At 36.0% G+C, this 25,737-nt stretch carries 30 protein-coding genes; all 30 read left to right on the forward strand.

Translation table 11 applies throughout. The annotated features are described in order from the left end of the window. Positions 1-579: 579 nt before the first annotated feature. Positions 580-1,488, forward strand: a complete 909-nt coding sequence (gene xerC, locus OWO01_RS04925; protein ID WP_268779325.1) for a tyrosine recombinase XerC — start codon at positions 580-582, stop codon at positions 1,486-1,488. Positions 1,489-1,513: 25 nt separating this feature from the next. Further along, a complete protein-coding gene (gene hslV, locus OWO01_RS04930; RefSeq protein ID WP_268779438.1) occupies positions 1,514-2,053 on the forward strand; it encodes an ATP-dependent protease subunit HslV in 540 nt (179 codons plus the stop codon). Between the two features lie 15 nt (positions 2,054-2,068). After that, complete coding sequence (hslU, locus tag OWO01_RS04935; RefSeq protein ID WP_268779326.1) at positions 2,069-3,472, forward strand: ATP-dependent protease ATPase subunit HslU; 1,404 nt, start codon at positions 2,069-2,071, stop codon at positions 3,470-3,472. 27 nt (positions 3,473-3,499) lie between these two features. Further along, a complete protein-coding gene (codY, locus tag OWO01_RS04940; RefSeq protein WP_268779327.1) occupies positions 3,500-4,279 on the forward strand; it encodes a GTP-sensing pleiotropic transcriptional regulator CodY in 780 nt (259 codons plus the stop codon). A 510-nt stretch (positions 4,280-4,789) separates the two neighbouring features. Beyond that, positions 4,790-5,185 (forward strand): flagellar basal body rod protein FlgB, encoded by a 396-nt coding sequence (gene flgB / locus OWO01_RS04945; RefSeq protein WP_268779328.1) that lies wholly within the window; start codon positions 4,790-4,792, stop codon positions 5,183-5,185. Between the two features lie 2 nt (positions 5,186-5,187). After that, the gene (gene flgC / locus OWO01_RS04950; protein ID WP_268779329.1) at positions 5,188-5,643 is read left to right on the forward strand and encodes a flagellar basal body rod protein FlgC; all 456 of its coding nucleotides are present in this window, start codon (positions 5,188-5,190) and stop codon (positions 5,641-5,643) included. A gap of 29 nt (positions 5,644-5,672) precedes the next feature. Beyond that, entirely contained in the window at positions 5,673-5,975 is a 303-nt protein-coding gene (gene fliE, locus OWO01_RS04955; protein WP_268779330.1) for a flagellar hook-basal body complex protein FliE, read from the forward strand. Between the two features lie 41 nt (positions 5,976-6,016). Next, positions 6,017-7,621, forward strand: a complete 1,605-nt coding sequence (gene fliF, locus OWO01_RS04960) for a flagellar basal-body MS-ring/collar protein FliF (RefSeq protein ID WP_268779331.1) — start codon at positions 6,017-6,019, stop codon at positions 7,619-7,621. Positions 7,622-7,633: 12 nt separating this feature from the next. Continuing rightward, entirely contained in the window at positions 7,634-8,644 is a 1,011-nt protein-coding gene (gene fliG / locus OWO01_RS04965) for a flagellar motor switch protein FliG (RefSeq protein ID WP_268779332.1), read from the forward strand. After that, a complete protein-coding gene (fliH, locus tag OWO01_RS04970) occupies positions 8,637-9,395 on the forward strand; it encodes a flagellar assembly protein FliH (protein ID WP_268779333.1) in 759 nt (252 codons plus the stop codon). The genes fliG and fliH overlap by 8 nt, the downstream gene beginning before the upstream one ends. Further along, a complete protein-coding gene (gene fliI / locus OWO01_RS04975; RefSeq protein ID WP_268779334.1) occupies positions 9,385-10,695 on the forward strand; it encodes a flagellar protein export ATPase FliI in 1,311 nt (436 codons plus the stop codon). Before fliH ends, fliI begins: the two co-directional genes overlap by 11 nt. Before the next feature lie 3 nt (positions 10,696-10,698). Continuing rightward, complete coding sequence (fliJ, locus tag OWO01_RS04980; RefSeq protein ID WP_268779335.1) at positions 10,699-11,142, forward strand: flagellar export protein FliJ; 444 nt, start codon at positions 10,699-10,701, stop codon at positions 11,140-11,142. Positions 11,143-11,147: 5 nt separating this feature from the next. Then, on the forward strand, positions 11,148-11,732 hold the full coding sequence (locus OWO01_RS04985; protein ID WP_268779336.1) for a MotE family protein: 585 nt from the start codon (positions 11,148-11,150) through the stop codon (positions 11,730-11,732). 35 nt (positions 11,733-11,767) lie between these two features. Further along, entirely contained in the window at positions 11,768-13,126 is a 1,359-nt protein-coding gene (locus OWO01_RS04990) for a flagellar hook-length control protein FliK (protein WP_268779337.1), read from the forward strand. 9 nt (positions 13,127-13,135) lie between these two features. Then, complete coding sequence (gene flgD / locus OWO01_RS04995) at positions 13,136-13,588, forward strand: flagellar hook assembly protein FlgD (RefSeq protein WP_268779338.1); 453 nt, start codon at positions 13,136-13,138, stop codon at positions 13,586-13,588. A 17-nt stretch (positions 13,589-13,605) separates the two neighbouring features. Continuing rightward, complete coding sequence (locus tag OWO01_RS05000) at positions 13,606-13,980, forward strand: TIGR02530 family flagellar biosynthesis protein (protein ID WP_268779339.1); 375 nt, start codon at positions 13,606-13,608, stop codon at positions 13,978-13,980. 76 nt (positions 13,981-14,056) lie between these two features. Continuing rightward, positions 14,057-14,941: a flagellar basal body rod protein FlgG gene (gene flgG, locus OWO01_RS05005; RefSeq protein WP_268779340.1), complete on the forward strand. Its 885-nt coding sequence runs from the start codon at positions 14,057-14,059 to the stop codon at positions 14,939-14,941. A gap of 47 nt (positions 14,942-14,988) precedes the next feature. Continuing rightward, on the forward strand, positions 14,989-15,210 hold the full coding sequence (locus OWO01_RS05010) for a flagellar FlbD family protein (protein WP_268779341.1): 222 nt from the start codon (positions 14,989-14,991) through the stop codon (positions 15,208-15,210). Then, positions 15,200-15,616, forward strand: coding sequence for a flagellar basal body-associated FliL family protein (locus tag OWO01_RS05015; protein ID WP_268779342.1), 417 nt, complete (start codon positions 15,200-15,202; stop codon positions 15,614-15,616). The genes OWO01_RS05010 and OWO01_RS05015 overlap by 11 nt, the downstream gene beginning before the upstream one ends. A 29-nt stretch (positions 15,617-15,645) precedes the next feature. Further along, positions 15,646-16,647, forward strand: a complete 1,002-nt coding sequence (gene fliM / locus OWO01_RS05020) for a flagellar motor switch protein FliM (protein WP_268779343.1) — start codon at positions 15,646-15,648, stop codon at positions 16,645-16,647. After that, positions 16,637-17,788, forward strand: coding sequence for a flagellar motor switch phosphatase FliY (fliY, locus tag OWO01_RS05025; RefSeq protein ID WP_268779344.1), 1,152 nt, complete (start codon positions 16,637-16,639; stop codon positions 17,786-17,788). Before fliM ends, fliY begins: the two co-directional genes overlap by 11 nt. A gap of 20 nt (positions 17,789-17,808) precedes the next feature. After that, entirely contained in the window at positions 17,809-18,171 is a 363-nt protein-coding gene (locus OWO01_RS05030) for a response regulator (RefSeq protein WP_268779345.1), read from the forward strand. 5 nt (positions 18,172-18,176) lie between these two features. Further along, a complete protein-coding gene (locus OWO01_RS05035) occupies positions 18,177-18,863 on the forward strand; it encodes a flagellar biosynthetic protein FliO (protein ID WP_268779346.1) in 687 nt (228 codons plus the stop codon). Continuing rightward, positions 18,856-19,524, forward strand: a complete 669-nt coding sequence (gene fliP / locus OWO01_RS05040; RefSeq protein WP_268779347.1) for a flagellar type III secretion system pore protein FliP — start codon at positions 18,856-18,858, stop codon at positions 19,522-19,524. Before OWO01_RS05035 ends, fliP begins: the two co-directional genes overlap by 8 nt. A gap of 29 nt (positions 19,525-19,553) precedes the next feature. Next, on the forward strand, positions 19,554-19,823 hold the full coding sequence (fliQ, locus tag OWO01_RS05045) for a flagellar biosynthesis protein FliQ (protein ID WP_268779348.1): 270 nt from the start codon (positions 19,554-19,556) through the stop codon (positions 19,821-19,823). Positions 19,824-19,827: 4 nt separating this feature from the next. Further along, entirely contained in the window at positions 19,828-20,607 is a 780-nt protein-coding gene (fliR, locus tag OWO01_RS05050) for a flagellar biosynthetic protein FliR (protein WP_268779349.1), read from the forward strand. 4 nt (positions 20,608-20,611) lie between these two features. Beyond that, on the forward strand, positions 20,612-21,691 hold the full coding sequence (flhB, locus tag OWO01_RS05055; protein ID WP_268779350.1) for a flagellar biosynthesis protein FlhB: 1,080 nt from the start codon (positions 20,612-20,614) through the stop codon (positions 21,689-21,691). Positions 21,692-21,718: 27 nt separating this feature from the next. Beyond that, entirely contained in the window at positions 21,719-23,752 is a 2,034-nt protein-coding gene (flhA, locus tag OWO01_RS05060) for a flagellar biosynthesis protein FlhA (RefSeq protein ID WP_268779439.1), read from the forward strand. Next, complete coding sequence (gene flhF, locus OWO01_RS05065; RefSeq protein WP_268779351.1) at positions 23,749-24,876, forward strand: flagellar biosynthesis GTPase FlhF; 1,128 nt, start codon at positions 23,749-23,751, stop codon at positions 24,874-24,876. The genes flhA and flhF overlap by 4 nt, the downstream gene beginning before the upstream one ends. After that, positions 24,869-25,735: a MinD/ParA family protein gene (locus OWO01_RS05070; RefSeq protein WP_268779352.1), complete on the forward strand. Its 867-nt coding sequence runs from the start codon at positions 24,869-24,871 to the stop codon at positions 25,733-25,735. The genes flhF and OWO01_RS05070 overlap by 8 nt, the downstream gene beginning before the upstream one ends. Positions 25,736-25,737 lie beyond the last annotated feature (2 nt).

Here is a 25,737-nt window from a genome sequence, read left to right on the forward strand (position 1 = left end):
CCTCGTCGAAACGACCACTTTCACTTAGGTTAAACCCTAAAAAGAGCTTCAACCTCGTCGAAACAACCACTTTCACTTAGGTTAAACCTTAAAAAGAGCTTCAAGCTCATCGAAACGACCACTTTCACTTAGGTTGACCCCAAAAAAGTGCTCTAACCTCGTCAAAACACTTACATACCTAGATTCGCTAATGAACAGTTTATTCAAAGGGTGTAAGAAAGGAACCTATGTGTATAGGAAATTCAATAGTAAAGCTTTCAATATCTAATTTTGAAATATATATATACATTGATTTATCTGGTGAAGGAATCATAAGATAAGAAGTGAATAATGATTGACATATAGAAAAAAAGAGCATATAATTTCCAATTGGTAAGTTTAAATACTTGACAGTGTATATAATTGTTTGCCTAGCTCCTAGTCAAACAAAATTTGAGTTCATTCTAGTTCGAGATCAAAGAGCTTTTTATCTACAGAACAAGCTTTCAGAACTTTGTTGCAATTCGGTAAATGATTTGCGTTACCTGTCATAATATGTTACGGTTTAATCGCTTATACTAATGAGATGAAGTGATCGAGATGCTAGAAGATTTACTACAAAAATTTGAAACCTACTTGCAGATTGAAAAGAATGCCTCAAAATATACTTTAACGTATTATCGAAAAGACATTGAATCTTTATATCTTTTCATGGAAAAAGAGTGCATTCAAGAGCTAACCAACATTGATTATCAAACTGTTCGTCTTTATTTAACAACATTGTACGACCAACAATTAAGTAGAAAAAGTGTATCAAGGAAAATTTCCAGCTTGAGAAGTTTCTATAGGTTTTTAGAGCGTGAGGGTGATGTAGACAAAAACCCTTTTCTACAAGTATCGTTACCGAAATCAGAGCTTACATTACCGAATTTTTTGTATCATGAAGAGTTAGAAGCATTATTTCGTGTAAGTGATTTGTCTACTCCATTAGGCCAACGCAATCAAGTGTTATTAGAGCTAATGTATGCAACGGGAATACGGGTTAGTGAGTGTGCTACACTCACACTCGATGCGATTGATTTTGATTTACAAACGATTTTAGTTATTGGAAAAGGCAGAAAAGAAAGGTATCTTCCTTTTGGTTCATTTGCAGCAAAAGCTTTACTTCGTTATCTAGAAGATGGACGTGAAGTGTTAAAGAGTAAATCAAACAACAGCAATGCGTTTGTTTTCTTGAACGCAAAAGGAAACCCAATCACCACTCGTGGGATTCGATTAATACTTAATAACTTAGTAAAGGATGCGGCTTTAACTGTTCATTTACACCCACATGCATTGAGGCATACATTCGCTACTCATTTACTAGATGCCGGAGCAGATCTCAGAGGTGTTCAAGAATTATTGGGACATGAACATTTATCGTCTACACAGATATATACACATGTAACAAAAGACCGACTTCAACACGTCTATATGAATAGCCATCCTAGAGCAAAAAAAAACAAATAATTTAGTTTGGGGTGAGGAGATGGATATGCAATTTCATGCAACGACAATATTTGCTACGCAACACAAAGGACAATGCGCAATGAGTGGTGACGGGCAAGTCACGATGGGAAATGCAGTTGTGATGAAACATAAAGCAAGAAAAGTGCGTAAATTATTTCGTGGTCAAGTATTAGCAGGCTTCGCAGGATCTGTTGCAGATGCTTTTACATTATTTGAAAAATTCGAAGCAAAACTGGAAGCGTTTAATGGTAATTTAGAAAGGGCTTCGGTAGAGTTAGCTAAAGAATGGCGAAGCGATAAAGTGTTACGTAAATTAGAAGCGATGTTAATCGTAATGAATAAAGAAACCTTATTACTTGTATCTGGTACAGGAGAAGTGATTGAACCGGATGATGGTATCTTGGCAATTGGTTCCGGGGGGAATTATGCCTTAGCAGCAGGGAGAGCGTTGAAACGTTACAGTCCTGAAAAAAGTGCTAGTGAAATAGCGAAAGCAGCTTTAGAGATTGCCGGAGAGATTTGTGTGTATACGAATGATCAAATTATTTTAGAAGTTATTGAATAATTAGGAGGTTTACAGATGGAATTTGATTTATCTCCAAAACAAATTGTAGCAGAACTAGACCAGTATATTATTGGTCAACACCAGGCGAAAAAGTCAGTTGCTATCGCATTGCGAAATCGGGTTCGTAGAATGAAATTAGATGAGAAGATGCGCGAAGAGATTGTCCCAAAAAACATTCTGATGATCGGCCCTACAGGTGTAGGGAAAACAGAAATCGCCAGAAGATTGGCTAAGTTAGTAGGTGCTCCGTTCATTAAAGTAGAAGCAACTAAATTCACAGAAGTAGGCTATGTAGGCCGCGACGTTGAATCTATGATTCGTGATCTGGTGGAAATGGCTGTTCGGATGGTAAAAGAAGATAAAATGAAGCAAGTTCAAGATAAAGCTGCTGAATTAGCCAATGAACACCTGGTAAACCTACTCGTTCCGTTGGCGAAAAAAAAGCAAAACCAAATAAAGAATCCTTTTGAAATGTTCTTTCCACAAGCTCAAGAGGATGAAGAAGTAGTTGATAAATCAGATTCATCCACAGAGCAGGAAATCGCTTCAAAGCGGAAGCGTGTAAAACATCAACTGCATTTAGGAGAGCTAGAAGATACGATCGTTTCTATTGAAGTAGAGGAACAAAATGCATCGATGTTTGATATGATGCAAGGTTCTGGGATGGAACAAATGGGAATGAATATGCAAGATATGTTTGGACAATTCATGCCTAAAAAAACGAAAAAGAGAAAATTAACAGTAAAGGAAGCACGTAAAGTGCTAACGCAACAAGAAGCGCAAAAGCTTATCGATATGGATGAAGTAACTCAAGATGCTCTACATAAAGTTGAACAATCAGGAATGATTTTTATTGATGAGATTGATAAAGTTGCCGCAAAAGGTGAACAACAAGCAAATGTTTCTCGGGAAGGTGTTCAACGAGATATTTTACCAATCATTGAAGGATCAACTGTGGTATCAAAATATGGGCCTGTTAAAACGGACCACATTTTGTTTATTGCAGCAGGTGCTTTTCATATGGCAAAACCATCTGATTTAATTCCTGAATTACAGGGACGTTTTCCGATTCGTGTAGAATTAGAAAAATTATCTGTAGAGGATTTTAAACGGATTTTAACAGAGCCATCAAATGCACTATTAAAGCAATATCAAGCGCTTTTAAGAACCGAAGATGTAGAAGTTGTTTTTACGGATGAAGCAATTACGAGAATTGCCGAAGTGGCATTTCACGTTAATCAAGATACAGATAATATTGGAGCAAGAAGGTTGCACACGATCTTAGAAAAACTTCTAGAAGATTTAACCTATGAAGCATCAGATGTTACGCTTCCTACAGTAGAAATCACTGCCACATATGTAAATGAAAAACTAAATACTATTGCAGAAAACAAAGATTTAAGTCAATATATACTATAACAGTAATTATTTGAACGGAGGATTATTATGGAGTTATTAAATCGCGCTAGAAAAATCAATTCTATTTTACAAGGAACTACAACAAAGTCAGTGAATTTTACTGATATGGCTACAATTTTACAAGATATTATGGCTGCAAACATTTTTGTAGTGAGTCGTAAAGGAAAGTTGCTTGGTTTTTCCATAAATCAACAAATTGAGAATGCTAGAATGAAGGCTATGTTAGAAGAAAGACAATTCCCTGAAGCCTACACAGATAGTTTATTTTCGATTAAAGATACTACAGCAAATATAGATATCAATAGTCCATATACAGCATTTCCAGTAGAGAATCAGGATTTATTTAAAGATGGTTTAACTACAATTGTTCCGATTATTGGGGGAGGAGAACGATTGGGTACATTAATTTTAAGTCGGCTCTCCAATAGTTTTAACGATGATGATTTACTTCTTGCTGAATATGGTGCTACGGTGGTTGGAATGGAAATTCTGCATGAAAAAACAGAAGAGATTGAGAAAGAAGCTAGAAGTAAAGCGGTTGTCCAAATGGCAATAAGCTCATTATCTTACAGTGAATTAGAAGCGATCGAACATATCTTTGCTGAATTAGATGGTAAGGAAGGGTTGCTGGTTGCAAGTAAAGTAGCTGATCGTGTTGGTATAACGAGATCAGTTATCGTCAATGCGCTACGTAAATTGGAAAGTGCAGGCGTTATTGAGTCGCGCTCATTAGGGATGAAAGGAACGTATATAAAAGTACTGAATGATAAATTCTTAGTTGAGTTACAGAAACTTAAAACAAATTAATCAAAAACCATTACCAGAACTAGTTTCTGGTAATGGTTTTTTTTTGCAAAAATAGTTTTTCTTATTTGCGTAGGTGTAATGAAACAAGGTTTATAATTCTGCATTTAATTGCTTTTTAAAAATTTTACAAGTTTTTAATCCGTTTATAAAAAATGTTTCTAAAGACCTAGTAAATAAATGAAGTATCAAAGAAATTGAAATAAATCTAAATTAATTACCAATTATTCACGAAAAGATAATAGCAAATAATGTTGAAAAATAAAAGAAAAGCCTTTATCTTTCTAATCTTTTGTGTGATAATTAGACTGATATTATTGATATTTTTCGACATTTTTTTCAAGATTTTTAATTAATCGTTTTTAGTCCTTTAGTCTTATTTGTTACAGGTGTGCTAGCAACTAAAGTCAGAATGTTATTAAACACCATAGACAGTGCGGTTTTTTTACAATACAATTACGTTTAGATTACACTCGACAAAAACGGATCATTTTTTACAGGAGGTGCTAGATAATGTCGTTGTTTGGAAGTTCAATTACTAATTTGCAACATGGCTTGAATTATGCTGCATTAAAGAATCAAACAATTTCTAATAACATTGCGAACGTTGATACGGCAAACTATAAAGCACAGAACGTTCAATTTAAAAAAATTTTAAATCAAGAAATGAACGATGGGTTTAAAGCGCAACGAACACATGAGAGACACTTGGATTTCGGAAGTGGTTCGGCAAGGGATTTTCGAATTACTACAAATAGAAATACACAATATAACCATAATGGAAACAACGTGGATATAGATAAGCAAATGACCGAGCTAGCAAATAATCAAATTTATTATCAAGCATTGATCGAACGTTTGAACGGAAACTTTAATACATTGCAGACAGTAATTAGGGGAGGAAGATAAGCATGAGTATCTTTAATGGAATTAATACGAGTGGAAGTGCATTAACTGCTCAACGACTAAGAATGGATACAATCTCGTCTAATATTGCAAATGCGGAAACTACAAGAGCAACGATAAATGAAAACGGAGAATTTGAACCTTATCGTCGGAAAACAGTGAATTTCCAACAAGCTGAACAACCTTTTTGGGGGCATTTACGACGTGCAAGAACTGGAAATCAGTCAGTAGGTTCTGGTGTAAAAGTTACAGGAATTACAGAAGATAGAGAACCGTTTACTATGGTTTATAACCCTAATCACCCGGACGCTGGTGAAGATGGTTATGTGCAAATGCCTAATGTAGATCCACTACAGGAAATGGTGGATCTGATGAGTGCGACAAGATCATACGAAGCAAATATTACATCGATTAATGCAACTACAGGTATGCTGATGAAAGCACTAGAGATTGGTAGATAACTAGAACTAAAGATGAAGGGGAGTAAACAATGGGAATAAATCTTCAAGCACTTCAAACCATGCAACCAACTGCATTTACGAATACACCTAGGTCTACTGTTGGAGAAGCACATTCACAATTTTCAAATCAGTTAAAAAACGCAATTGAACAATTAAATCAATCACAAATTGCTTCTGAGCAAAAAACAATTGCTTTAGTTAATGGTGAAATAGATGATTTACATGATGTCATGATTACTGCGCAAAAAGCAAGCATCACGATGAACATGGCAGTTGAAATGCAGAGTAAAGTAATCGATGCTTACAATGAAATTATGCGAATGCAAATTTAAAGGCATTTCTACTAAAGGTTGTTTTTGTATGGAGGCAAATGATGAAAGAGAACTTAACTATCTATCGAGATAAAGTAATAGAAATTTGGAAAACAAAATCAAATAAACAAAAAACGTTCATCCTGTCTATGGTGCTTTTATTTTTGATAATTGTAGTAGGTGGTAGTGTCTTGATGGCAAGGTCGCCCATGGTGCCGTTATATAACAATTTGTCCATGCAAGAAGCGGGGCAAATCCGAGCAGAACTAGATGCCCGTGGTGTCAATCATGAGATTACGGATGCCGGTACGGCTATTCGTGTGCCGTCAGACCAGGTGAATAACCTACTGGTTGAATTAGCGGCACAAGGGATTCCTAATACTGGTGGAATCGACTATTCTTTTTTTAGTGAAAATACATCTTGGGGTGTAACGGATAACGAGTTTGACATGATACGCTTAGATGCGATGCAAACGGAATTATCGAATATGATTACCGGAATAAGCGGGATAGATCACGCGAATGTAATGATCACATTACCTCAACAGCAAATTTTTGTGACAGACCAGCAAGGTGATGCATCTGTTTCCGTCGTATTAACTACAGCTCCAGGATATCAATTTGAAGCAAATCAAATAAATGGACTATATCATCTTATTTCAAAAACCATTCCTAATCTCTCTACAGATAATATCGTCATTATGGATGCAAATTTAAATTATTATGATATGGAAAATGGTTCCGGTACTACTAGTGGCGACTTATACGCAACACAACAACAAATTAAGCAAGATATTGAACGAGATATCCAGCGTCGTGTTCAACAGATGCTTGGAGTTATGATTGGCCCGGATAAGGTTCTAGCATCTGTTACTACAGATATTGATTTCACACAAGAGAATCGGTTAGAACAATTAGTAGAACCGTATGATGAGGAGCAAATGGCTGGATTGCCAATAAGCATTGAAACCATTCAGGAAACCTATACTGGAGAAGGTGCACCAATTGATGGAGTCGGTGTTGGAGAAGAAGATATCCCGAATTATCCAGCAGGGGAAACGGGTGTTGGTGATTATGAACTAGTTCAAGAATCCGTGAATTATGAGTACAACCGAATTCAAAGAGAAATTATCGAAAGCCCTTATAAAATACGTGATTTAGGAATTCAAGTAGCAGTTGATAACCGTAGAGACACACTTGATGAAGCAGGAGAACCAGTGTTTTTGACAGCAGCTGAACAAGCGGAAGTAGAAGCAAGTATTGCATCTATATTAGAGTCAATAATCTCTACATCTATCGATCAAACATACGGAGAAATTGATATGGCGAATCGTACGTCGATCGTTTTCCAAGAATTTAGTGGCATACAAGGTGGAGAAACACCAGGTGTTCCGGTGATACCAACTTGGGTTTATGTTGTTGGTGGGATTTTGGTCGTATTAATTGCAGGATTAATCATCTTATTGGTTCGTAGAAGAAATAATCAAACCACAGAAGAATTCGATTATACAGAAGAGACAACAATACGCCAACCTAATGAGATTCCGGATATAGAAGAACCAGAAGATACCGAAAGTACCATTAGAAGAAAACAACTGGAGAAAATGGCGACAGACAAACCAGATGAGTTCGCTAAATTATTACGCAGTTGGATTGCAGAAGATTAGGGGGAAACCTTTATGGCTAAAAAGCAAATATTGACTGGTAGGCAAAAAGCTGCGATTCTATTGATTTCATTAGGACCGGATGTTTCTGCTCAACTATATAAACATTTAACAGAAGAAGAAATTGAAAAATTAACCCTTGAAATTTCATCCGTAAAAAAAGTAGAGACAGAGCAAAAGGAAGACATTTTGGAACAGTTTCACCAGATTGCTTTAGCTCAGGACTATATAACACAAGGTGGAATTGGCTACGCGAAAACAGTTTTAGAAAAAGCTGTCGGATCTGATGAGGCAGCTAGCATTATCTCGAGGTTGACCTCGTCTCTACAAGTGAAGCCATTTGATTTTGCTCGAAAGGCAGACCCAGGGCAGATTCTTAATTTTATACAAAGTGAGCATCCTCAAACGATTGCGTTGATCTTATCGTACTTAGATAAAGAGCAGGCAGGGCAAATCCTCTCTGCATTACCGCAAGAAGTACAAGCAGATATTGCCAAAAGGATCGCTATTATGGATTCAACATCCCCTGAGATCATTTACGAGGTAGAACAAATATTAGAGCGAAAATTATCTGCAACTGTTACGCAAGATTATACACAAACGGGTGGTATACCTGCAGTTGTAGAAGTGTTAAATGGTGTGGATCGTAGTACAGAAAGAACAATTTTAGATGCACTTGAGATTCAAGATCCAGAATTAGCAGAAGAAATCAAAAAACGTATGTTTGTATTTGAAGATATTGTTACATTGGATAACCGCGCAATTCAACGAGTTATTCGAGAAGTTGAAAATGATGATTTACGCTTAGCATTAAAAGTCGCAAGCGATGAAGTACAAGAGATTGTCTTTAGCAACATGTCCTCAAGAATGGCAGAAACATTCAAGGAGGAGATGGAGTTTATGGGGCCAGTACGTCTACGTGATGTGGAAGAAGCCCAAACCCGGATTGTTTCAGCAATTCGACGCCTAGAAGAAGTCGGAGAGATTGTGATTGCTCGTGGCGGAGGAGATGATATTATTGTCTAATTCTCAAAAAACGTTGATACAAAAGGAAAAAGTTATTGGCTTAAAGCCTGTTGTTTTTCCTGTTATAGAACAAGATGGATCGACCGAGAAAAATGATGAGCTTGTTGATTGTAACATGCAACTTATTGAAGCAGAAAAAAAGCTAGAGGCGATGAAAGAGCACTCAGAAAAATTGTTAGCTGACACAAATAAGAAAATAGACCAAGCACAGAAAGATTGGGAAGTAGAAAAACAAGCATGGATTGAAGAAGCGAAAGAAATTGGTTATCAAGAAGGATTAGAGCTAGGCAAAGAGAAAGGTTTGCAACTTTTTGAACAAAAAATTGAATTGGCAAACGAAACAATTCAGCTAGCAGAACAGCAAAAACAAGTGTTGATTGATCAAAGTGAACCCGAAATATTGGAATTGGCTGTTCAGATTGCTTCAAAAATTCTTCACACACATTTAGTAGAAACAGAGGTTTATCTTGACATTGTTCAGAAGGCTTTGCAAGAAGTACGTGATCAAGTTCGAATTAAAATTTATTCTCACCCGGAAGATTTTCCGTTGCTTGATGCAAACCAAGAAAAATTATCGAGCTTACTTGATAATGAAGCTGTTTTATCGATCTATCCAGATACTAACTTAGCCAAAGGTGATTGTTTGATTGAAACGCCGTTCTCTAAATTAGATGTTAGTGTAGATAGCCAACTTAAGGTGGTTAGTGAGCAATTGTTAGAGCTTCTGGAGGAGACAAGTCGTGAAACTTGATAAGTATATAGATGGAGTTAAACAAGCAGATCTGTATAAACGTTATGGGAAGATTAAGCGTGTGATAGGGCTAATGATTGAATCTGTCGGCCCGGCTGTTAGTATTGGTAATGTTTGCCATATCCATACTTCGATTGAAACGAAAATTCTAGCTGAGGTTGTTGGATTTAATGATGAAAATGTTCTACTTATGCCTTATTCACCGATTAATGAAATCAGCCCTGGTAGCTTAGTAGAGGCAACAAATAAACCACTTACCATTAAGGTGGGTGAAGGTTTAATTGGAAAAGTGGTTGATGCGATTGGACAACCACTGGATCAGTCTTCATTACCGAGAGGTTTAATGAATTATACAACAGAACAATTGCCACCAAATCCACTTGTTCGACCTAGAATTCTTGAACCAATTGAAATAGGGGTTAAGACAATTGATAGTTTGCTAACGGTTGGGAAAGGACAACGGGTAGGTATTTTTGCCGGTAGTGGAGTTGGAAAAAGTACATTATTAGGTATGATTGCAAGGAACAGTGAAGCGGATGTAAATGTTATTGCATTAATCGGTGAACGTGGTCGAGAAGTTAGAGAGTTTATTGAAAAAGACCTTGGTCCTGAAGGGTTAAAAAGATCGGTTGTCGTTGTTGCAACATCTGATCAACCTGCATTGATGCGAATTAAAGGGGCTTACACCGCCACAGCAATTAGCGAGTACTTCCGTGATCAAGGTTATAATGTAAATTTAATGATGGATTCTGTTACTCGTGTAGCAATGGCGCAACGAGAAGTAGGTCTTGCTACAGGTGAACCACCAACAACGAAAGGTTATCCCCCATCTGTTTTTGCTACATTACCAAAACTATTGGAACGAACTGGTACTAGTGCAAATGGAACTATTACAGCTTTTTATACAGTTCTAGTTGATGGTGATGATTTAAACGACCCGATTGCTGACACGACAAGAGGAATTCTAGATGGTCATTTTGTCTTAGACCGGAAACTTGCTGAACAAGGGCAATTCCCAGCGATTAATGTTTTAAAATCGATTAGTCGAGTAATGCCCCAGATTACTAGTGAAGAAGATCAGAAACTAGCTAGTAAAATACGTTCACACTTGTCTACTTACGAAGAGAATTATGAATTAATTCAAATCGGTGCATATAAGCGTGGCACGAGTAAAGTGGTCGATGAAGCAATACAGCTACACCCTAAAATTATTTCGTTTTTAAAGCAGGATATAGAAGAAAATTGTTCAAGACAAGAAGCGATCGAGCAGATGGAACAAATTTTATACGGAGGAGTCTAGCAGATGACTACCATTAGAGCCTTTCATAAAATATTATCCCATCAAGAACGTCTGAAAAATCAAGCGCAAGTGAATTATCAAGAAGCAGTTAAAAGTTTCGAACAAGTTGCAACAAAATTATATGCACTATTGCAAAAAAAAGAACGGGTAGAGACAGAGTATAATTACTATTTACAAGCTTCTGGAACGGTTACCACATTAGCCACGCACTATGCTTATATCGAGCAGATTAAAAAACAAATTGAAGCAGTCCAAGTTGAAGTTAATCGAGAACGTTTCAACATGGAGAAAAAACAAGAGAAGTTAACCGAAGCTCATGTAGAAGTAAAGAAATTCGAGAAGATTATTGAAAAGAAAAAAAGCAATATTATTGCGTTGGAAGTCTATCAAGAGAGTCAGGCAATGGATGAAGTGTCCAATCGACAGTATTTTAGTAGAGATAGGTGAATGTAATGGCACAAACAGAAAAACAAGATAAAAAAAAGAAAAAACCAAGTTTCTTTCAATGGTTATTTGTGATTATCATACCGCTTTTATTTGCACTTTTAATCACGTTTATCATACTGTCACTTTTAGGCATTGATGTTGTCAATAACTCAAAAGAAATTGTTAGTGGTATTCCGTTCGTTGGGAACCTTGTGACTACGGAAGAGGAAGCTGAATTGGAACGAATAGAAGAGCGTTACCAACAACAAATCGAAACAAAAGATAATCAAATTTCAGAATTAGAAGCTGAAGTTACGGGATATGAATTAGAAATCGATCAATTGAATCAAGAAATTGTTTTATTGACAAGGCAAATAGAAGACATTAACGAAGAACTTGAGGATTCGACTCAAATAAATGAAAACCTTGAAAGGTTGACTATTTCTTATCAGGAAATGCCACCACAAAGTGCTGCAAATATTTTGAGTAACTTGAATGAAGCTGTTGCTGTAGTTATTTTACAAGAGTTAGAAGACCAACATAGAGGAGCGATTTTAAGTGTCATGGATCCGGAATCAGCTGCTGAATTAACAGAACTCTTACTAGATTAATTAATTTTTATAATTACTTGAAGGGAGGTGAGTAAATGAATATCGCGGCATTATTAACACACTCAAATATTGCAACAAATGGTTTGCAATCAAAGGTTAAGGAATCTAGTCCAAACGCATTTGGTGAATTTTTAACCAATAAGTCTACACATTATCATACAGAACCGATTAGACAACAACTGGATATACCGAAAGAACCTACAATAGTTAATAAGTATATTGAAGCTATTTCCGATCAGTTGATGGACAAACTATCAATTCTCTTTGAAGATGATCAGAAAATGGATCTAGATGTCTCTGATCAAACCAAAGAAGCTATCTTGGGAAGTATGGTAGAACATTTAGTAAAGCTTGATGAAGCATCCTTCTCTTTACTAGAGTTAGACAATGAAGAGAAAGCCGTACTAAACACGATCTTGGAAAAACTGAGTGAAGAGGAAAATCATGAACAGAACGTTTCATGGCTATATCCAGCAATTTATATTGATATTAAACCATCAGGTGTATTTATGGATGATAATCATGTTGAAGAAAAGTTTGCTACTATGGAAGCAGAGATTGCTGAACTAGTTACAGGCGAACACCTTGATTCTTTTACAAAAAACGGGAAACTATTAAACTTATTAGAACAGTGGACAACATTAACGAAATCGAATCCTGAACAAGCATCACTGGCTCTTACTAAGCAAATGGATACCGAAAGTAATAACGTTTGGTCACAATTATTATCAAACTATCAAAAGCGGATGAATATTGATAGCAAGACAAGTTATCAAACGAATACGTCTGTAACACCGAATGATGTAAGGAAATGGCTTGAGTCAGCAATTAGTCGTATGGATATGAGCGAGATTGAAAATAGCTCAAAAGGATTTTCTGATCAATTTATTAGTACAGCAGCTATATCTCAATTGGAGCAATTTACGGTCCACGTCGCAGAACCAACTGGGGATCATCAGAAATTTGCAAATCAATTGCTAGAAAAATTCGAACTGGCTATTTCTAAAAGCACATTCATGTCTTCACCTAATGGAGCAAAACAATTGATGTTACGCATAACTCCTGCTTCACTTGGGGAAATAATGGTTCAATTAACTGAAATCGACGGAGAAATGTTAGTAAAGATAACTGCTACAACACAAGCAACAAAAGAAGCTTTAGAAGCCAATCTTAAAGAACTGAGGCATATGTTTTCTCCACAACAAGTTGTGATTGAAAAACAAGAACCCCAAGATCTTTCGATAGGTAAACAGGAATGGGTAGATCAGCATGAAGAGCAATTATCACAATCCTCCGATCAAAAGGAACAAAGAAGCAACGATCAAGAACAAAGCCAAAATGGGGATTATCAAGAGAGAAGTTTTGAAGAAATACTTATGAATGAGAGAGTGTAGGTGATACCTGTGACAAGAATTGACCCTTCCTATTATTTAAGTAATCAACCAAGGTCTACCCCTAGTGCTGATTTAGGCAAAGATGAGTTTTTAAAAATATTAATGGCACAAATTCAAAATCAAGACCCATTGAATCCGATGGATGATACAGAATTCATTTCTCAAATGGCTACATTTTCTTCACTTGAACAAATGATGAATATGAACACATCGATAAGTAAACTTGTTCAAAATCAAACGGTTTCACCAGTGATTCAATACAGTCATTTGATTGGAAAAGAAGTTTCTTTCTATAAACTCGATGAAGAGACAAACAAAATTGTACAGCCTAAGGAAATCGTAAATAGTGAAGTGATCGCGATTAGCGAACGTGAAGGCTATGCAGTCATCGAATTAGTAAATGGTCAGAAGATATATACAGATGAAATTCTTCGCATTAACAAACCTTCTGCTGATCAATAAAGGAAGGAGTAATAAGAATGGATCATCGTATCCAACAAGTTCATCAAGGTGCTCTATTGCCGAAACGAACTGAGAAGTTAAAAGAGAAAAATAGCCATACACCTTTTCAGGAAGTGTTTCAAAAAGCTAAGGGAGAGGTCCTTAAGGTTAGTAAACATGCACAAGTCCGCTTAACAGAAAGAAACATAGAGATTTCTGAAGAAAAATGGCAAGAGATTGCTTCACAAGTAAATGAGGCAAGACAAAAAGGAATCTCTGATTCTTTAGTGATCACTGATGAAGCAACTTTACTCGTTAGTGCAAAAAACAATATGGTAGTTACAGCAATGAATCGACAAGAAGCGAAAAGTAGGATTTTTACAAATATTGATGGAACGATTGTTTTAGACTAGGCTGGACCCGAATGGGAAGCCTTCACCACTGTTGACTGATTGATACAGTAGGACAAATGAGAGGAATGATTTTTACATGTTACGTTCAATGTATGCAGGGATTTCAGGTATGAAAGGTTTTCAAACACAGTTAGATGTCGTTGGTAATAATATCGCTAACGTTAATACGGCTGGATTTAAAAAAGGTCGTGTAACATTTCAAGATATGATGAGTCAAACGATTGCAGGTGCTTCTGCTCCTACCGCTATACGAGGGGGGATTAATCCGGCGCAAGTAGGATTAGGTTCACAAATTGGCTCGATCGATAATATCCATACTGGGGGAAACCTCCAAACAACAAACCGTACCTTGGATCTGGCTTTAGAAGGGGATGGCATGTTTGTATTTGGGTCAGGCATTGCAGAAGATGTCAATGATATTGATTTAGCAGAAACAGAAATATTATTCTCACGAGCAGGAAACATGTATTTTGATGATAATGGATATATTGTAAATGCTAATGGTCAGTACTTGATTGGTCGAAATGGTTTAGATCAAGAAGGAAATCCAATACAGGGTGATAATTCTCGAATTCGAATACCAGAGGGTGCTGCTAGCTTTAGTATTCAAGGTAATGGTGTTGTGAATTATATTGATGCATCTGGTGAAACGCAAAGTGCCGGACAAATCATGTTGGCGAATTTTTCTAATCCTGGCGGTTTGGAAAAAATCGGAGGGAACATGTTCCGTTCTAGTGTCAATGATGGAATGTTTACTGGTGATGACGATTTAGTTACGTTATTTGAGCCAGAATCAGCGGGGGTAGCAACATTGGTGTCCGGTGCTATAGAAATGTCAAACGTCGATTTAGCAGAAGAGTTTACCGATATGATCGTTGCACAACGTGGTTTCCAAGCAAATACGAGAATCATTACTACTTCCGATGAAATCTTACAAGAATTAGTCAATTTGAAACGATAGTTAGGAGGATGGGGCAAACATTCGTTTGTTTGCTCCTATCATAAAAGATGATAGAAGTTACGAATTTTAATGGCGATACCTTTACACTAAACGCTCTTTACATTGAGCGAATACAATCTTTCCCAGATACAACCATTACATTGACGAATGGAAGGAAATTAGTTGTCAAAGAAACCGAACAAACGGTGGTTGATTTAGTAAATCGTTATTATCAACAAATCGGTTTACAAGGATGGCAAAAAGAAGCGGGTGACGAAGATGAATGCTAAACTTTTTAAGATTTTACTTATATCCTTAGTTATTATCGCTATTGTAGGACTAGGAGCAATAATTTTTATCTTGTTAAATGACGATGATCCTGATCGCGAACCTACGATTGACGAACAAATAGCTTATTCTTTTACTACAGAAGAAATTAACATTGATCTAAAAGGAAATAGTTTTGCAAGAATTCAATTTAATATTATTACGAACAGTAGCGATGCTACAGAGGAAATTGAAAAAAGACAATTTCAATTTAAAAATTTGTTAATAAAAGAGTCCGTAGATGTGACAGCGTCTGAATTACAATCGGATCTAGAAGAATTTGAGATGAATTTAAAAAACAAAATGAATGAGCTGATGACCGAAGGGGAAATTACTGATATTTATATTGTCAGTAAAATTGTACAGTAATATGAGCTCCTGCTTAGGAGGTGAAGGTCGTGCCTGATGAAGTTTTATCCCAGAATGAGATCGATGCCCTTTTATCTGCACTCTCATCTGGTGAGATGGATGCTAATCAACTAAAGCAAGAAGAAAAAGAAAAAAAAGTTCGTGTATATGATTTTAAGCGAGCACTTCGATTTTCAAAAGATCAAATCAGAAGTATTTCAAGAATTCATGAAAATTTTGCTCGATTACTAACAACGTATTTCTCCGCACAGTTACGTACTTATGTACATATTTCTGTTGCGTCTGTAGATCAAATTCCTTATGAGGAGTTTATTCGTTCCATCCCAACAATGACTGTACTAAATATATTTAGTATGGCTCCGTTGGAAGGACGTATTATCTTTGAGTTTAATCCGAATATTGCTTATGCTATGCTGGACCGTATTTTAGGTGGAAAAGGAAATAGTGTAAATAAGATTGAGAATTTAACCGAAATTGAATCAACGATCATGTCACAATTATTTGAAAAATCATTAGACAATTTACAAGAAGCATGGTCTTCTGTTGCGGAAATTGACCCTCTGCTCGAGGAATTCGAAGTGAATCCACAATTTTTACAGCTCGTATCTCCCAATGAGACAGTCGTTGTCGTTTCGTTGAACACGACGATCGGTGAGAGTAGTGGAATGATTAATATTTGTATTCCTCATGTGGTTCTAGAGCCAATCATACCAAAACTATCCGCACATTATTGGATGCAAACGGAGAAGCCAAAAGAAAGAAAACCACAAGAATATGACAATTTAACAAAGAATTTAGAAGTAGCTAAATTGGATTTGCAAGTATTATTAGGGAAGACTACTATTTCTGTTGAGGATCTTTTGAATTTACAAAAAGATGATATCTTGCATTTGAATCAAGCAATAGAGGATCCTTTAATCATGCAAGCGGATCAGGAGGAACTATTCTATGTTCAACCTGGTAAGAAGAAAAACAAGCTTGCTGTGCAAATTCTAGAAGAAATAAAAGGGGGGAATCCAAATGATGAATGATGGAATGTTATCACAAGATGAAATAGACGCATTGTTAAATAATGCTGATGATGAAGGAAGTACTGAAACTGATAGCGGAGAAGAAGATATCTCGGCGATCATGTCCGAGATAGAGCGAGACGCCCTAGGTGAAATAGGAAATATTTCGTTTGGCAGTTCGGCAACAACCTTAGCAACTTTATTAAATCAAAAAGTTGATATCACTACACCCACTATTTCAGTCATCAAACGTAGTGATTTGGAAAATGAATTTCCTCAACCACATGTTGGGGTAGAGGTTGAGTATACAGATGGATTTGAAGGTGCTAACATATTCGTCTTAAAATCTAACGATGCAGCAATTATCGCTGATTTAATGCTTGGTGGTGACGGACAAACGGATGCCGTTGAATTAAATGAAATACACATGAGTGCTGTTCAAGAAGCAATGAATCAAATGATGGGAACGGCTGCCACAAGTATGTCGACTGTATTTACAAAAAGGGTAGATATTTCACCGCCATCTATTATGATGCTAGATGTGAAAGAAGATGGAAGTAATCAATACCTCCCTCCAGATGATGTCTTAATTAAAGTTTCTTTTCAGTTGCAAATTGGTGATCTAATTGATTCAAGCATCATGCAACTGTTACCAGTTGGCTTTGCGAAAGAAATGGTGGATGGCTTACTAAATGCTCCAACAGAACAACCAGTTGAACAAACTCAAGAAACAGTAACGAAGCCAAGTTCTACAAGTTCCACAAACGAACAAGTAACTCAGACAGAGCAAACACAACAAAGCCGTAGTCCGAGAAACATAGGAGAACCAAGCCAAACAACTGGAGATATTCAATCAGCATCTTTTTCTAGTTTTGAAGAAGTTCAATTACCACAAGCAGAGAAAAAAAATCTTGATATGTTATTAGATATTCCTTTGCAAGTAACTGTGGAGCTTGGGCGAACGAAACGAGCAGTTCGTGATATATTAGAATTATCATCAGGTTCTATTATTGAATTAGATAAACTTGCTGGTGAGCCGGTTGATATTCATGTCAATAATAAGTTGATTGCACAGGGAGAAGTAGTTGTTATTGATGAAAATTTTGGTGTTCGTGTAACGGATATTGTAAGTCAATCTGATCGATTGAAAAAACTTAGGTAAGAATTTAGGAGGAAAACCGAATGGCGAAAAAAGTATTAATTGTAGATGATGCAGCTTTTATGAGAATGATGATTAAGGATATTTTATCCAAAAATGGTTTTGATGTTGTTGGTGAAGCAGCTGACGGTGTACAAGCAGTAGAAAAATATCAAGAATTAACTCCAGATTTAGTTACAATGGATATTACAATGCCTGAGAAAGATGGGATTGCAGCATTAAAAGAAATCAAAGCAATCAATTCAAATGCAATTGTTATTATGTGTTCGGCAATGGGACAACAAGCCATGGTTATCGATGCGATTCAAGCAGGCGCGAAGGACTTTATTGTTAAACCATTTCAAGCAGAACGTGTTATCGAGGCTATTCAAAAAGCATTGGACTAATAAAAATGATGAAAATATTGTTAGTATTCGTAACTAGTTTGTTCGTTCTATTCTTATTTCCAGAATTCACTATAGCAGAAGACAATTCAAATGGTTTTGTTAATGAATTATTTGAAAATGATTCGATGAATGATAATGAAACAGAAACTGATGAGGCGGAGACAATAGAGTCCCCACCAGCGACTGAATCAAATTTACTCGGTGGAGATAACAACATGAATCCCTTTATTATTTTTGTTCAAATCATTCTAGCACTGGGTGTAATTCTCGGTTTAATTTATTTGTTGTTAAAACTATTCAATCGTAACGGAAAACTTTCAAAGCATGGGGAAATGCTAGAAAACTATGGAGGGGTTTCGTTAGGGTCAAATAAGTCTATGCAAATTATTCGAATTGGTAAGCAATTTTTTGTTGTTGGTGTAGGAGAGAATGTGGAGATGTTAACAGAGATTACGGATGAAGAGACAAAAACAACCTTATTACAGGAGCGCGAAGAAAGCCAATTACAAGCAAATCAGATTATAGAGACAATCGGTAATAAGTTTAAAAGAATGAGCAACAAGACACAGTCAGATCAACATGAAAAAACATCAGATCCTTTTGCTTCTATGTTTAAAAATGAGTTACATGCAATGAAGGAAAAAAGAAAAATGATAAGAGATCAACAAAAGGAAGAAGATACTCATGAATGAATTTGTTGAGATATTCTCAGGTACAGATCCCGGTAACGTGTCTACAGCTGTTCAATTATTACTACTATTAACGATTTTCTCTTTAGCGCCAAGCATTCTGATCTTATTAACAAGTTTTACAAGAATTATTATTGTATTATCATTTACCAGAACATCACTTGCAACACAACAAATGCCACCAAATCAAGTATTAATCGGTATAGCTTTATTTTTAACATTTTTTATTATGGCACCAACCTTTTCCCAGATAAATGAAGAGGCTATTTCACCACTTATGAACGAAGAAATAACGCTAGAAGAAGCATATGAGCTAGCGAGTACTCCAATTAAGGAATTTATGGCTAGACATACAAGACAGCGAGATTTAGCTTTGTTCTTAAATTATAGTGGAGTAGAAAGTCCTTCAAGCATAGAAGACATACCGTTAACGGTACTAGTTCCAGCGTTTGCCATTAGTGAATTAAAAACCGCATTTCAAATGGGGTTTATGATTTTCATTCCCTTTCTCGTTATCGATATGACAGTTGCAAGTGTTCTTATGTCAATGGGAATGATGATGTTACCGCCAGTAATGATTTCTTTACCATTTAAAGTTTTATTGTTTGTCTTGGTGGATGGTTGGTATTTAATCACCCAGTCATTGTTGCAAGGTTTTAGTTAGTAAACAAAACAAGGAAGGAGTGTGGTGTGATGAGTGGAGAATTTGTTATTTCATTAGCTGAGGAAGGTATTTATACCGTATTAATCGTTGCAGGTCCATTGTTACTATTAGCACTTGCTGTCGGTTTGTTGGTTAGTATTTTTCAAGCAACAACGCAAATTCAAGAGCAGACACTTGCATTCATTCCTAAGATTGTTGCAGTACTCTTTGGTTTAGTTGTTTTTGGTCCTTGGATGCTTGGACGGATGCTAGACTTTGCGAGTAATATTCTACAAAATTTAAATCAATTTGTAGGGTAAATTCATGCTAACATTATTTGATATGAATACAATACCCGCATTTTTACTAATACTTGTTCGATTTGGAGCTTTTTTCTCAACCGTTCCCATTTTTTCGTATCGTAATATTCCAACCCCTTTTAAAATTGGGACCGCATTTTTTATCAGTTGGATTATTTTATATACCCTTGATATTCCTGAGATATCGTTAGATTATACTTTTTTATTGTTAATTGGGAAGGAAGCTATTGTTGGGCTTTTACTTGGGTTAGTTGCATACATGATTTTAGCTGCTGTTCAAATAGCGGGAGGGTTTATTGATTTTCAGATGGGTTTTGCTATTGCAAATGTGGTCGATCCTCAAACAGGTGCACAAAGCCCCGTGATTGGTCAATACTTTTATACTTTCGCCTTGTTGTTTTTATTAGCGGTTGATGGTCATCATTTACTTATCAATGGAGCATTTTATAGTTTTGAAATGATTCCACTGGATCAATTTATTAATTTTACAGATGAAACAATTTTGCTTACGATTGTACACATGTTTAATCAATTGTTTTTGATTGCTTTTCAGTTGGCTATTCCTCTAGTAGGTTGCTTATTTCTAGTTGACGTTGCTTTGGGGATTATTGCAAGAACCGTACCACAATTAAATGTTTTTGTAGTTGGTTTGCCACTGAAAATACTTGTTTCTTTATTTGTTCTCACAATGTTTATGGCAATCTATATGGGACTAGTTCGAAGATTATTCGCTTATATGCTTGAAATGATGTATGTTTTTATGCAGTTATTTGGAGGTGCTTGACTCAATGGAACTACGATTAGACCTGCAATTTTTTTCAGGTGAAAAAACCGAGAAAGCAACTCCGAAGAAACGAGAAGATACGAGAAAAAAAGGACAAGTAGCCAAAAGCCAGGATGTTAATACTTCGATCTTATTATTCTTTATTTTTATGCTATTTCTTGTTATAGGTCCATTTTGGCAAGATCGAATGACAAATTTATATACAAAAACATTCACAGAATATATTGTTTGGGATCTTACACCAGATCATTTTCAAATCATTTTTTCTGAAGTATTACTTTATATTGCTATTACAATAGCACCAGTAATGGGAATAGCTATCATAGCAGGACTAGCTGCAAATTTTATGCAGATAGGCTTTCTTTTTACGACAGAACCATTACAAATGAAATTAGATAAAATAGACCCAATTCAAGGAGCAAAGCGAATTTTTTCTGCTCGTGCTTTAGTCGAATTGGTCAAGTCACTCATGAAAATCAGTGTAATTGGTACGATAACTTTCTCTATTTTATGGTTAAATAAAGATGAAATGATGATGTTAGCAGGAAAGAATATTGACGGAGCGCTTGCTTTTTTTTCTAACACAGCCATATTAATGGGTGCCTTTGCTTCCATAGCATTATTAATTGTATCGATTATTGATTATGCTTATCAAAGATATGATTATGAAAAAAATATTAAAATGTCAAAAAACGACATTAAAGATGAACATAAAAATATTGAAGGGGATCCTTTAATTAAATCAAAAATTAAAGAACGTCAAAGACAGATGGCGATGAGGAGAATGATGAGTGAAATCCCTAATGCAGATGTAGTAATCACGAACCCAACTCATTATGCTATCGCTATTAAATACGATGAAAATAAATCAGACGCCCCTTATGTTGTTGCTAAAGGTGTTGATTATGTTGCATTTAAAATCCGTGATATTGCAAAGAACCATCAAGTAACATTGGTGGAGAATCGAACTTTAGCAAGAGCGTTATACGCAGAGATAGAAATTGGTCAAGCTATTACCGAAGAGTTTTACCAAGCTGTTGCAGAAGTTTTAGCCTATGTTTATCAATTAGAACGTAAAGCGTAAACAGCTTGGAAGGAGAGAGAGAATATGATGAAGGCAAAAGATTTATCGGTACTATTATTTGTTATTACCATCATAATTATGTTAATCATCCCGCTACCAGGGTGGATTTTAAGTATATTAATTTTAATGAATATTTCCCTCTCGTTAATTGTGATATTAGTAGCCATGAACACGTCCGAACCATTACAATTTTCTATTTTACCTTCGTTGTTATTATTGTTAACACTATTTCGATTAGGGTTAAATGTTTCTACAACGAGATCTATTTTGGGGGAAGCAGATGCTGGGGATGTTGTGGCCACTTTTGGTACTTTTGTAATTGGTGAAAATCCTTTAGTTGGTTTTGTAGTATTTACGATTCTTGTTATCATTCAATTTATTGTTATCACTAAAGGTAGTGAGCGAGTTTCAGAGGTAGGAGCGAGATTTACCCTAGATGCGATGCCGGGAAAACAGATGAGTATTGATGCTGATCTTAATGCAGGTCTAATTAATGAACAACAAGCAAAAGCACGTAGACAAAAAATTGAACAAGAAGCTGATTTTTATGGTGCAATGGATGGTGCTAGTAAATTCGTAAAAGGAGATGCGATTGCTGGTATTATCATCGTTTTAATCAACATTATATTTGGATTAATCATCGGGATGATGCAAGAAAATATGAGTTTTCAGCAAGCAATATCTACTTATATGCAATTAACGGTAGGGGACGGCCTTGTAAGTCAAATACCAGCATTATTAATTGCAACCGCAACGGGAATTGTCGTAACTAGAACAGCTTCAGAAGGTAACTTAAGCAGCGATGTTACAGGACAATTACTACAATATCCGCACTTGCTTTACATTGCAGGTGGTACGATACTTTTATTCGGATTCACACCAATGAATCCGATGCTGACAACCTCGATCGCTGGCGTGTTAATCATTAGTGGTTATTTACTTTCACGACCTAAAAAGGAATTGGCAATTGATCGTGAGTTAGAAGAAGAACAAGAAACCACAGAACAAATGAAATCACCAGAAAACGTAGTTGACCTGATCAGCATGGATCCAATTGAATTCGAATTTGGTTATGCTTTAATTCCATTGGTAGATGCTAATCAAGGTGGAGATCTGATGGACAGAATTGTTATGATACGTAGACAGCTAGCGATTGAATTTGGTATTGTCATTCCTGTTGTTCGAATTCGTGATAATATTCAGTTAAGTCCTAATGCTTATCAACTCAAGATCAAAGGAAATGAAGTAGCTCAAGGCGAACTAATGCTCGATCATTACCTAGCAATGACACCTGGAATGGAAGAAGATGATTTAGAAGGTGTGGATACAACAGAGCCAGCATTTGGACTACCCGCAAAATGGATAAGTGAAGAAGTAAAAGATGATGCTGAATTGTCAGGATACACGGTAGTAGATCCAGCGTCTGTAGTGTCTACCCATATTACAGAAATCATTAAGAAGCATGCACATTTATTGTTAGGAAGACAAGAAACAAAACAATTGATCGATCACTTAAAAGAATCATACCCAATTTTAGTAGAAGAAGTGACTCCAGAGCCACTGGGGGTTGGAGAAATTCAAAAAGTATTAGGAAAACTATTGCGCGAACAAGTATCGGTTCGTAATTTACCTGTAATTTTTGAAACATTAGCTGATTTCGGCAAAATGACAAATGATCCAGAATTGTTGGGAGAATATGCTCGTCAATCTCTTGCTTCTCAAATAACAAAGCAATATACTCAAGGAAATCCATCATTGAAAGTAATTACGGTGGCTGGAGAAGTAGAACAGTTAATTGCCGAACATGTACAGCAAACAGAACATGGAAATTACTTAGCATTAGATCCGGATTCACAGCAGAAAATAATCCGATCTGTTACAGAAAAAGTAGAACAAGTTTCCATGCAGGAAGAAATTCCAATTATATTATGTTCTCCTACAATTCGAATGTATGTAAAACAGTTATTGGATCGCTTTTTTCCTAATGTTGTTGTTTTGTCGTATAATGAACTGGAACCTAATCTAGATGTCCAAAGTGTTGGAGTGGTGAATATCGGATGAAAGTAAAAAAATTTATAGCGCCTACGATGCCAGAAGTAATGCAAAAGGTAAGAAAAGAGTTGGGAAATGATGCTGTCATCCTTCATTCTAAAGGAGTATATACAGGCGGTTTTCTCGGTTTATTTAAGAAACGTAATATAGAAGTGGTTGCAGCAGTTGATCCAGAACCAACGCCACCACCCAAACCTAAACAAGAGACTACCAGTTTCAAGCAGGTTATGTCTTTTGCTGATGAAAAACACCCCGATAAGCAACAACAAGTTGTTTTAGAAGAATTACGCTCTTTACGTAAATGGATGGAAAGCAGTGTAGCAGATAATACAGAAAGAACCTATCCAGCAGGTTATCAATCTGTTTATGATGAGTTAGTTGAAAATGAAATTGCCGATGAAATTGCTCATTCAATTATTGAGGAGCTAACCCAAAATAATAATAGTGAACAAGCTACTTATCAAGAAGTGAAAGAACAGGCTTATCAATATATAGAACAAGAGTTAAATCGTTTTGACTGTGGAAAAATAAGCTATCAAAAAAAATTCGTCCATCTTGTTGGCCCAACTGGTGTAGGGAAAACAACAACCATTGCAAAAATTGCTGCAAATAGCATGTTAAAAGATGGGAAGAAAGTAGCCTTGATCACAACGGATACTTATCGAATTGCCGCTATTGATCAATTAAAAACGTATTCAAAAATTCTCGATATCCCACTCGAGATTGCCTACACTATGGAAGATTATCAAAAAGCCAGGCTGAAATTTCAGAGTTATGATATTGTTTTTGTTGATACTGCAGGCCGAAACTTCCGTGATCCCAAATATATCGCTGATTTAGGTAAGATTGTCGATTTAGAACATGACATTGAAACCTATCTAGTACTTTCGTTAACAACAAAATCAAGGGATTTGGCGGATATTTATCAACAGTTTGATGCTGTGCCGTTAAAAAAGTTAATTTTCACCAAAAAAGATGAAACTTCTAGTTTTGGAGCCATAATAAACTTGGCTTTACAATACAAAATCGGTGTTGCTTATTTAACTTATGGGCAAGACGTTCCTGATGATATTGAAGAAGCAAGTGGAAAAGAAATCGCACAACTTGTTATGGGAGAACTGAATAATGAGTAGTGATCAGGCACACAATTTGAGAAAGAGAATGGATAAATTGCATGCAACGAAACAAGCTAAGACAATTGCTGTTGTAAGTGGTAAAGGTGGAGTTGGTAAGTCTAACTTCACATTAAATTTCGCTTTATCACTTGCTAAATCTGGTAAACAAGTGCTCTTGTTTGATTTAGATATTGGTATGGGGAATATCGACATTCTTCTCGGTGTCCATGCGAAAAAATCAATTGTACAAATGTTCGACAATCAGTTATCAATTCATGATATTATAGAGACAGGACCATACTCTTTATCTTATATTGCTGCTGGATCAGGACTTACCGATGTTTTTAGTATGAACGAAGAAAAGTTCACTTATTTCCTTCATCAATTTGATGAATTAATTCACCAGTATGACTATATATTTTTCGACATGGGAGCTGGTGCAACAAGAGATAGTTTATATTATATATTAGCTGCTGATGAATGTTTTGTCGTAACAACACCAGAGCCAACATCAATGATGGATGCTTATGCTATGATGAAACATATTCATGCCAAAAACGATAACATTCCTTTTCGTATATTAGTGAATCGCGCTGAATCAAACAAAGACGGTAAAGCTATTATGAATAGATTACAACAGGTTATGATTAAATTCTTGGCAAAAAATGTCGAACCGCTCGGTATTTTGCCTTATGATAAAGCAGTTTCTAAAGCTGTTTTAAAACAAATACCATTTACTAGTTTCGATCCAAAAGCAGATGTGACTAAGGCAATGAACGAGATTGTTTCTCAATACTTAACCGGGTCTATTGATATTAATAAAAAGACCCCGTCCACATTCATAAGGAAATTGAAAAAGTTTATGATAGAAAGGTAGAT

Origin of the sequence: Natronobacillus azotifigens (genome assembly GCF_026805325.1) — a bacterium.
Taxonomy (GTDB): domain Bacteria; phylum Bacillota; class Bacilli; order Bacillales; family Amphibacillaceae; genus Natronobacillus; species Natronobacillus azotifigens.

Excerpts from the sequence above, each read along its gene's own strand:
- flhF (WP_268779351.1), top strand. The coding sequence starts at position 23,749 with ATGAAAGTAAAAAAATTTATAGCGCCTACGATGCCAGAAGTAATGCAA.
- fliY (WP_268779344.1), top strand. The coding sequence starts at position 16,637 with ATGATGAATGATGGAATGTTATCACAAGATGAAATAGACGCATTGTTA.
- fliP (WP_268779347.1), top strand. The coding sequence starts at position 18,856 with ATGAATGAATTTGTTGAGATATTCTCAGGTACAGATCCCGGTAACGTG.
- fliE (WP_268779330.1), top strand. The coding sequence starts at position 5,673 with ATGGGAATAAATCTTCAAGCACTTCAAACCATGCAACCAACTGCATTT.
- fliQ (WP_268779348.1), top strand. The coding sequence starts at position 19,554 with ATGAGTGGAGAATTTGTTATTTCATTAGCTGAGGAAGGTATTTATACC.
- flgG (WP_268779340.1), top strand. The coding sequence starts at position 14,057 with ATGTTACGTTCAATGTATGCAGGGATTTCAGGTATGAAAGGTTTTCAA.
- fliG (WP_268779332.1), top strand. The coding sequence starts at position 7,634 with ATGGCTAAAAAGCAAATATTGACTGGTAGGCAAAAAGCTGCGATTCTA.
- OWO01_RS04985 (WP_268779336.1), top strand. The coding sequence starts at position 11,148 with ATGGCACAAACAGAAAAACAAGATAAAAAAAAGAAAAAACCAAGTTTC.
- flgC (WP_268779329.1), top strand. The coding sequence starts at position 5,188 with ATGAGTATCTTTAATGGAATTAATACGAGTGGAAGTGCATTAACTGCT.
- OWO01_RS04990 (WP_268779337.1), top strand. The coding sequence starts at position 11,768 with ATGAATATCGCGGCATTATTAACACACTCAAATATTGCAACAAATGGT.
- fliR (WP_268779349.1), top strand. The coding sequence starts at position 19,828 with ATGCTAACATTATTTGATATGAATACAATACCCGCATTTTTACTAATA.
- OWO01_RS05015 (WP_268779342.1), top strand. The coding sequence starts at position 15,200 with ATGAATGCTAAACTTTTTAAGATTTTACTTATATCCTTAGTTATTATC.
- OWO01_RS05000 (WP_268779339.1), top strand. The coding sequence starts at position 13,606 with ATGGATCATCGTATCCAACAAGTTCATCAAGGTGCTCTATTGCCGAAA.
- flhA (WP_268779439.1), top strand. The coding sequence starts at position 21,719 with ATGAAGGCAAAAGATTTATCGGTACTATTATTTGTTATTACCATCATA.
- hslV (WP_268779438.1), top strand. The coding sequence starts at position 1,514 with ATGCAATTTCATGCAACGACAATATTTGCTACGCAACACAAAGGACAA.
- flgB (WP_268779328.1), top strand. The coding sequence starts at position 4,790 with ATGTCGTTGTTTGGAAGTTCAATTACTAATTTGCAACATGGCTTGAAT.
- OWO01_RS05035 (WP_268779346.1), top strand. The coding sequence starts at position 18,177 with ATGATGAAAATATTGTTAGTATTCGTAACTAGTTTGTTCGTTCTATTC.
- flhB (WP_268779350.1), top strand. The coding sequence starts at position 20,612 with ATGGAACTACGATTAGACCTGCAATTTTTTTCAGGTGAAAAAACCGAG.
- OWO01_RS05010 (WP_268779341.1), top strand. The coding sequence starts at position 14,989 with ATGATAGAAGTTACGAATTTTAATGGCGATACCTTTACACTAAACGCT.
- codY (WP_268779327.1), top strand. The coding sequence starts at position 3,500 with ATGGAGTTATTAAATCGCGCTAGAAAAATCAATTCTATTTTACAAGGA.
- OWO01_RS05070 (WP_268779352.1), top strand. The coding sequence starts at position 24,869 with ATGAGTAGTGATCAGGCACACAATTTGAGAAAGAGAATGGATAAATTG.
- xerC (WP_268779325.1), top strand. The coding sequence starts at position 580 with ATGCTAGAAGATTTACTACAAAAATTTGAAACCTACTTGCAGATTGAA.
- OWO01_RS05030 (WP_268779345.1), top strand. The coding sequence starts at position 17,809 with ATGGCGAAAAAAGTATTAATTGTAGATGATGCAGCTTTTATGAGAATG.
- fliJ (WP_268779335.1), top strand. The coding sequence starts at position 10,699 with ATGACTACCATTAGAGCCTTTCATAAAATATTATCCCATCAAGAACGT.
- fliF (WP_268779331.1), top strand. The coding sequence starts at position 6,017 with ATGAAAGAGAACTTAACTATCTATCGAGATAAAGTAATAGAAATTTGG.
- hslU (WP_268779326.1), top strand. The coding sequence starts at position 2,069 with ATGGAATTTGATTTATCTCCAAAACAAATTGTAGCAGAACTAGACCAG.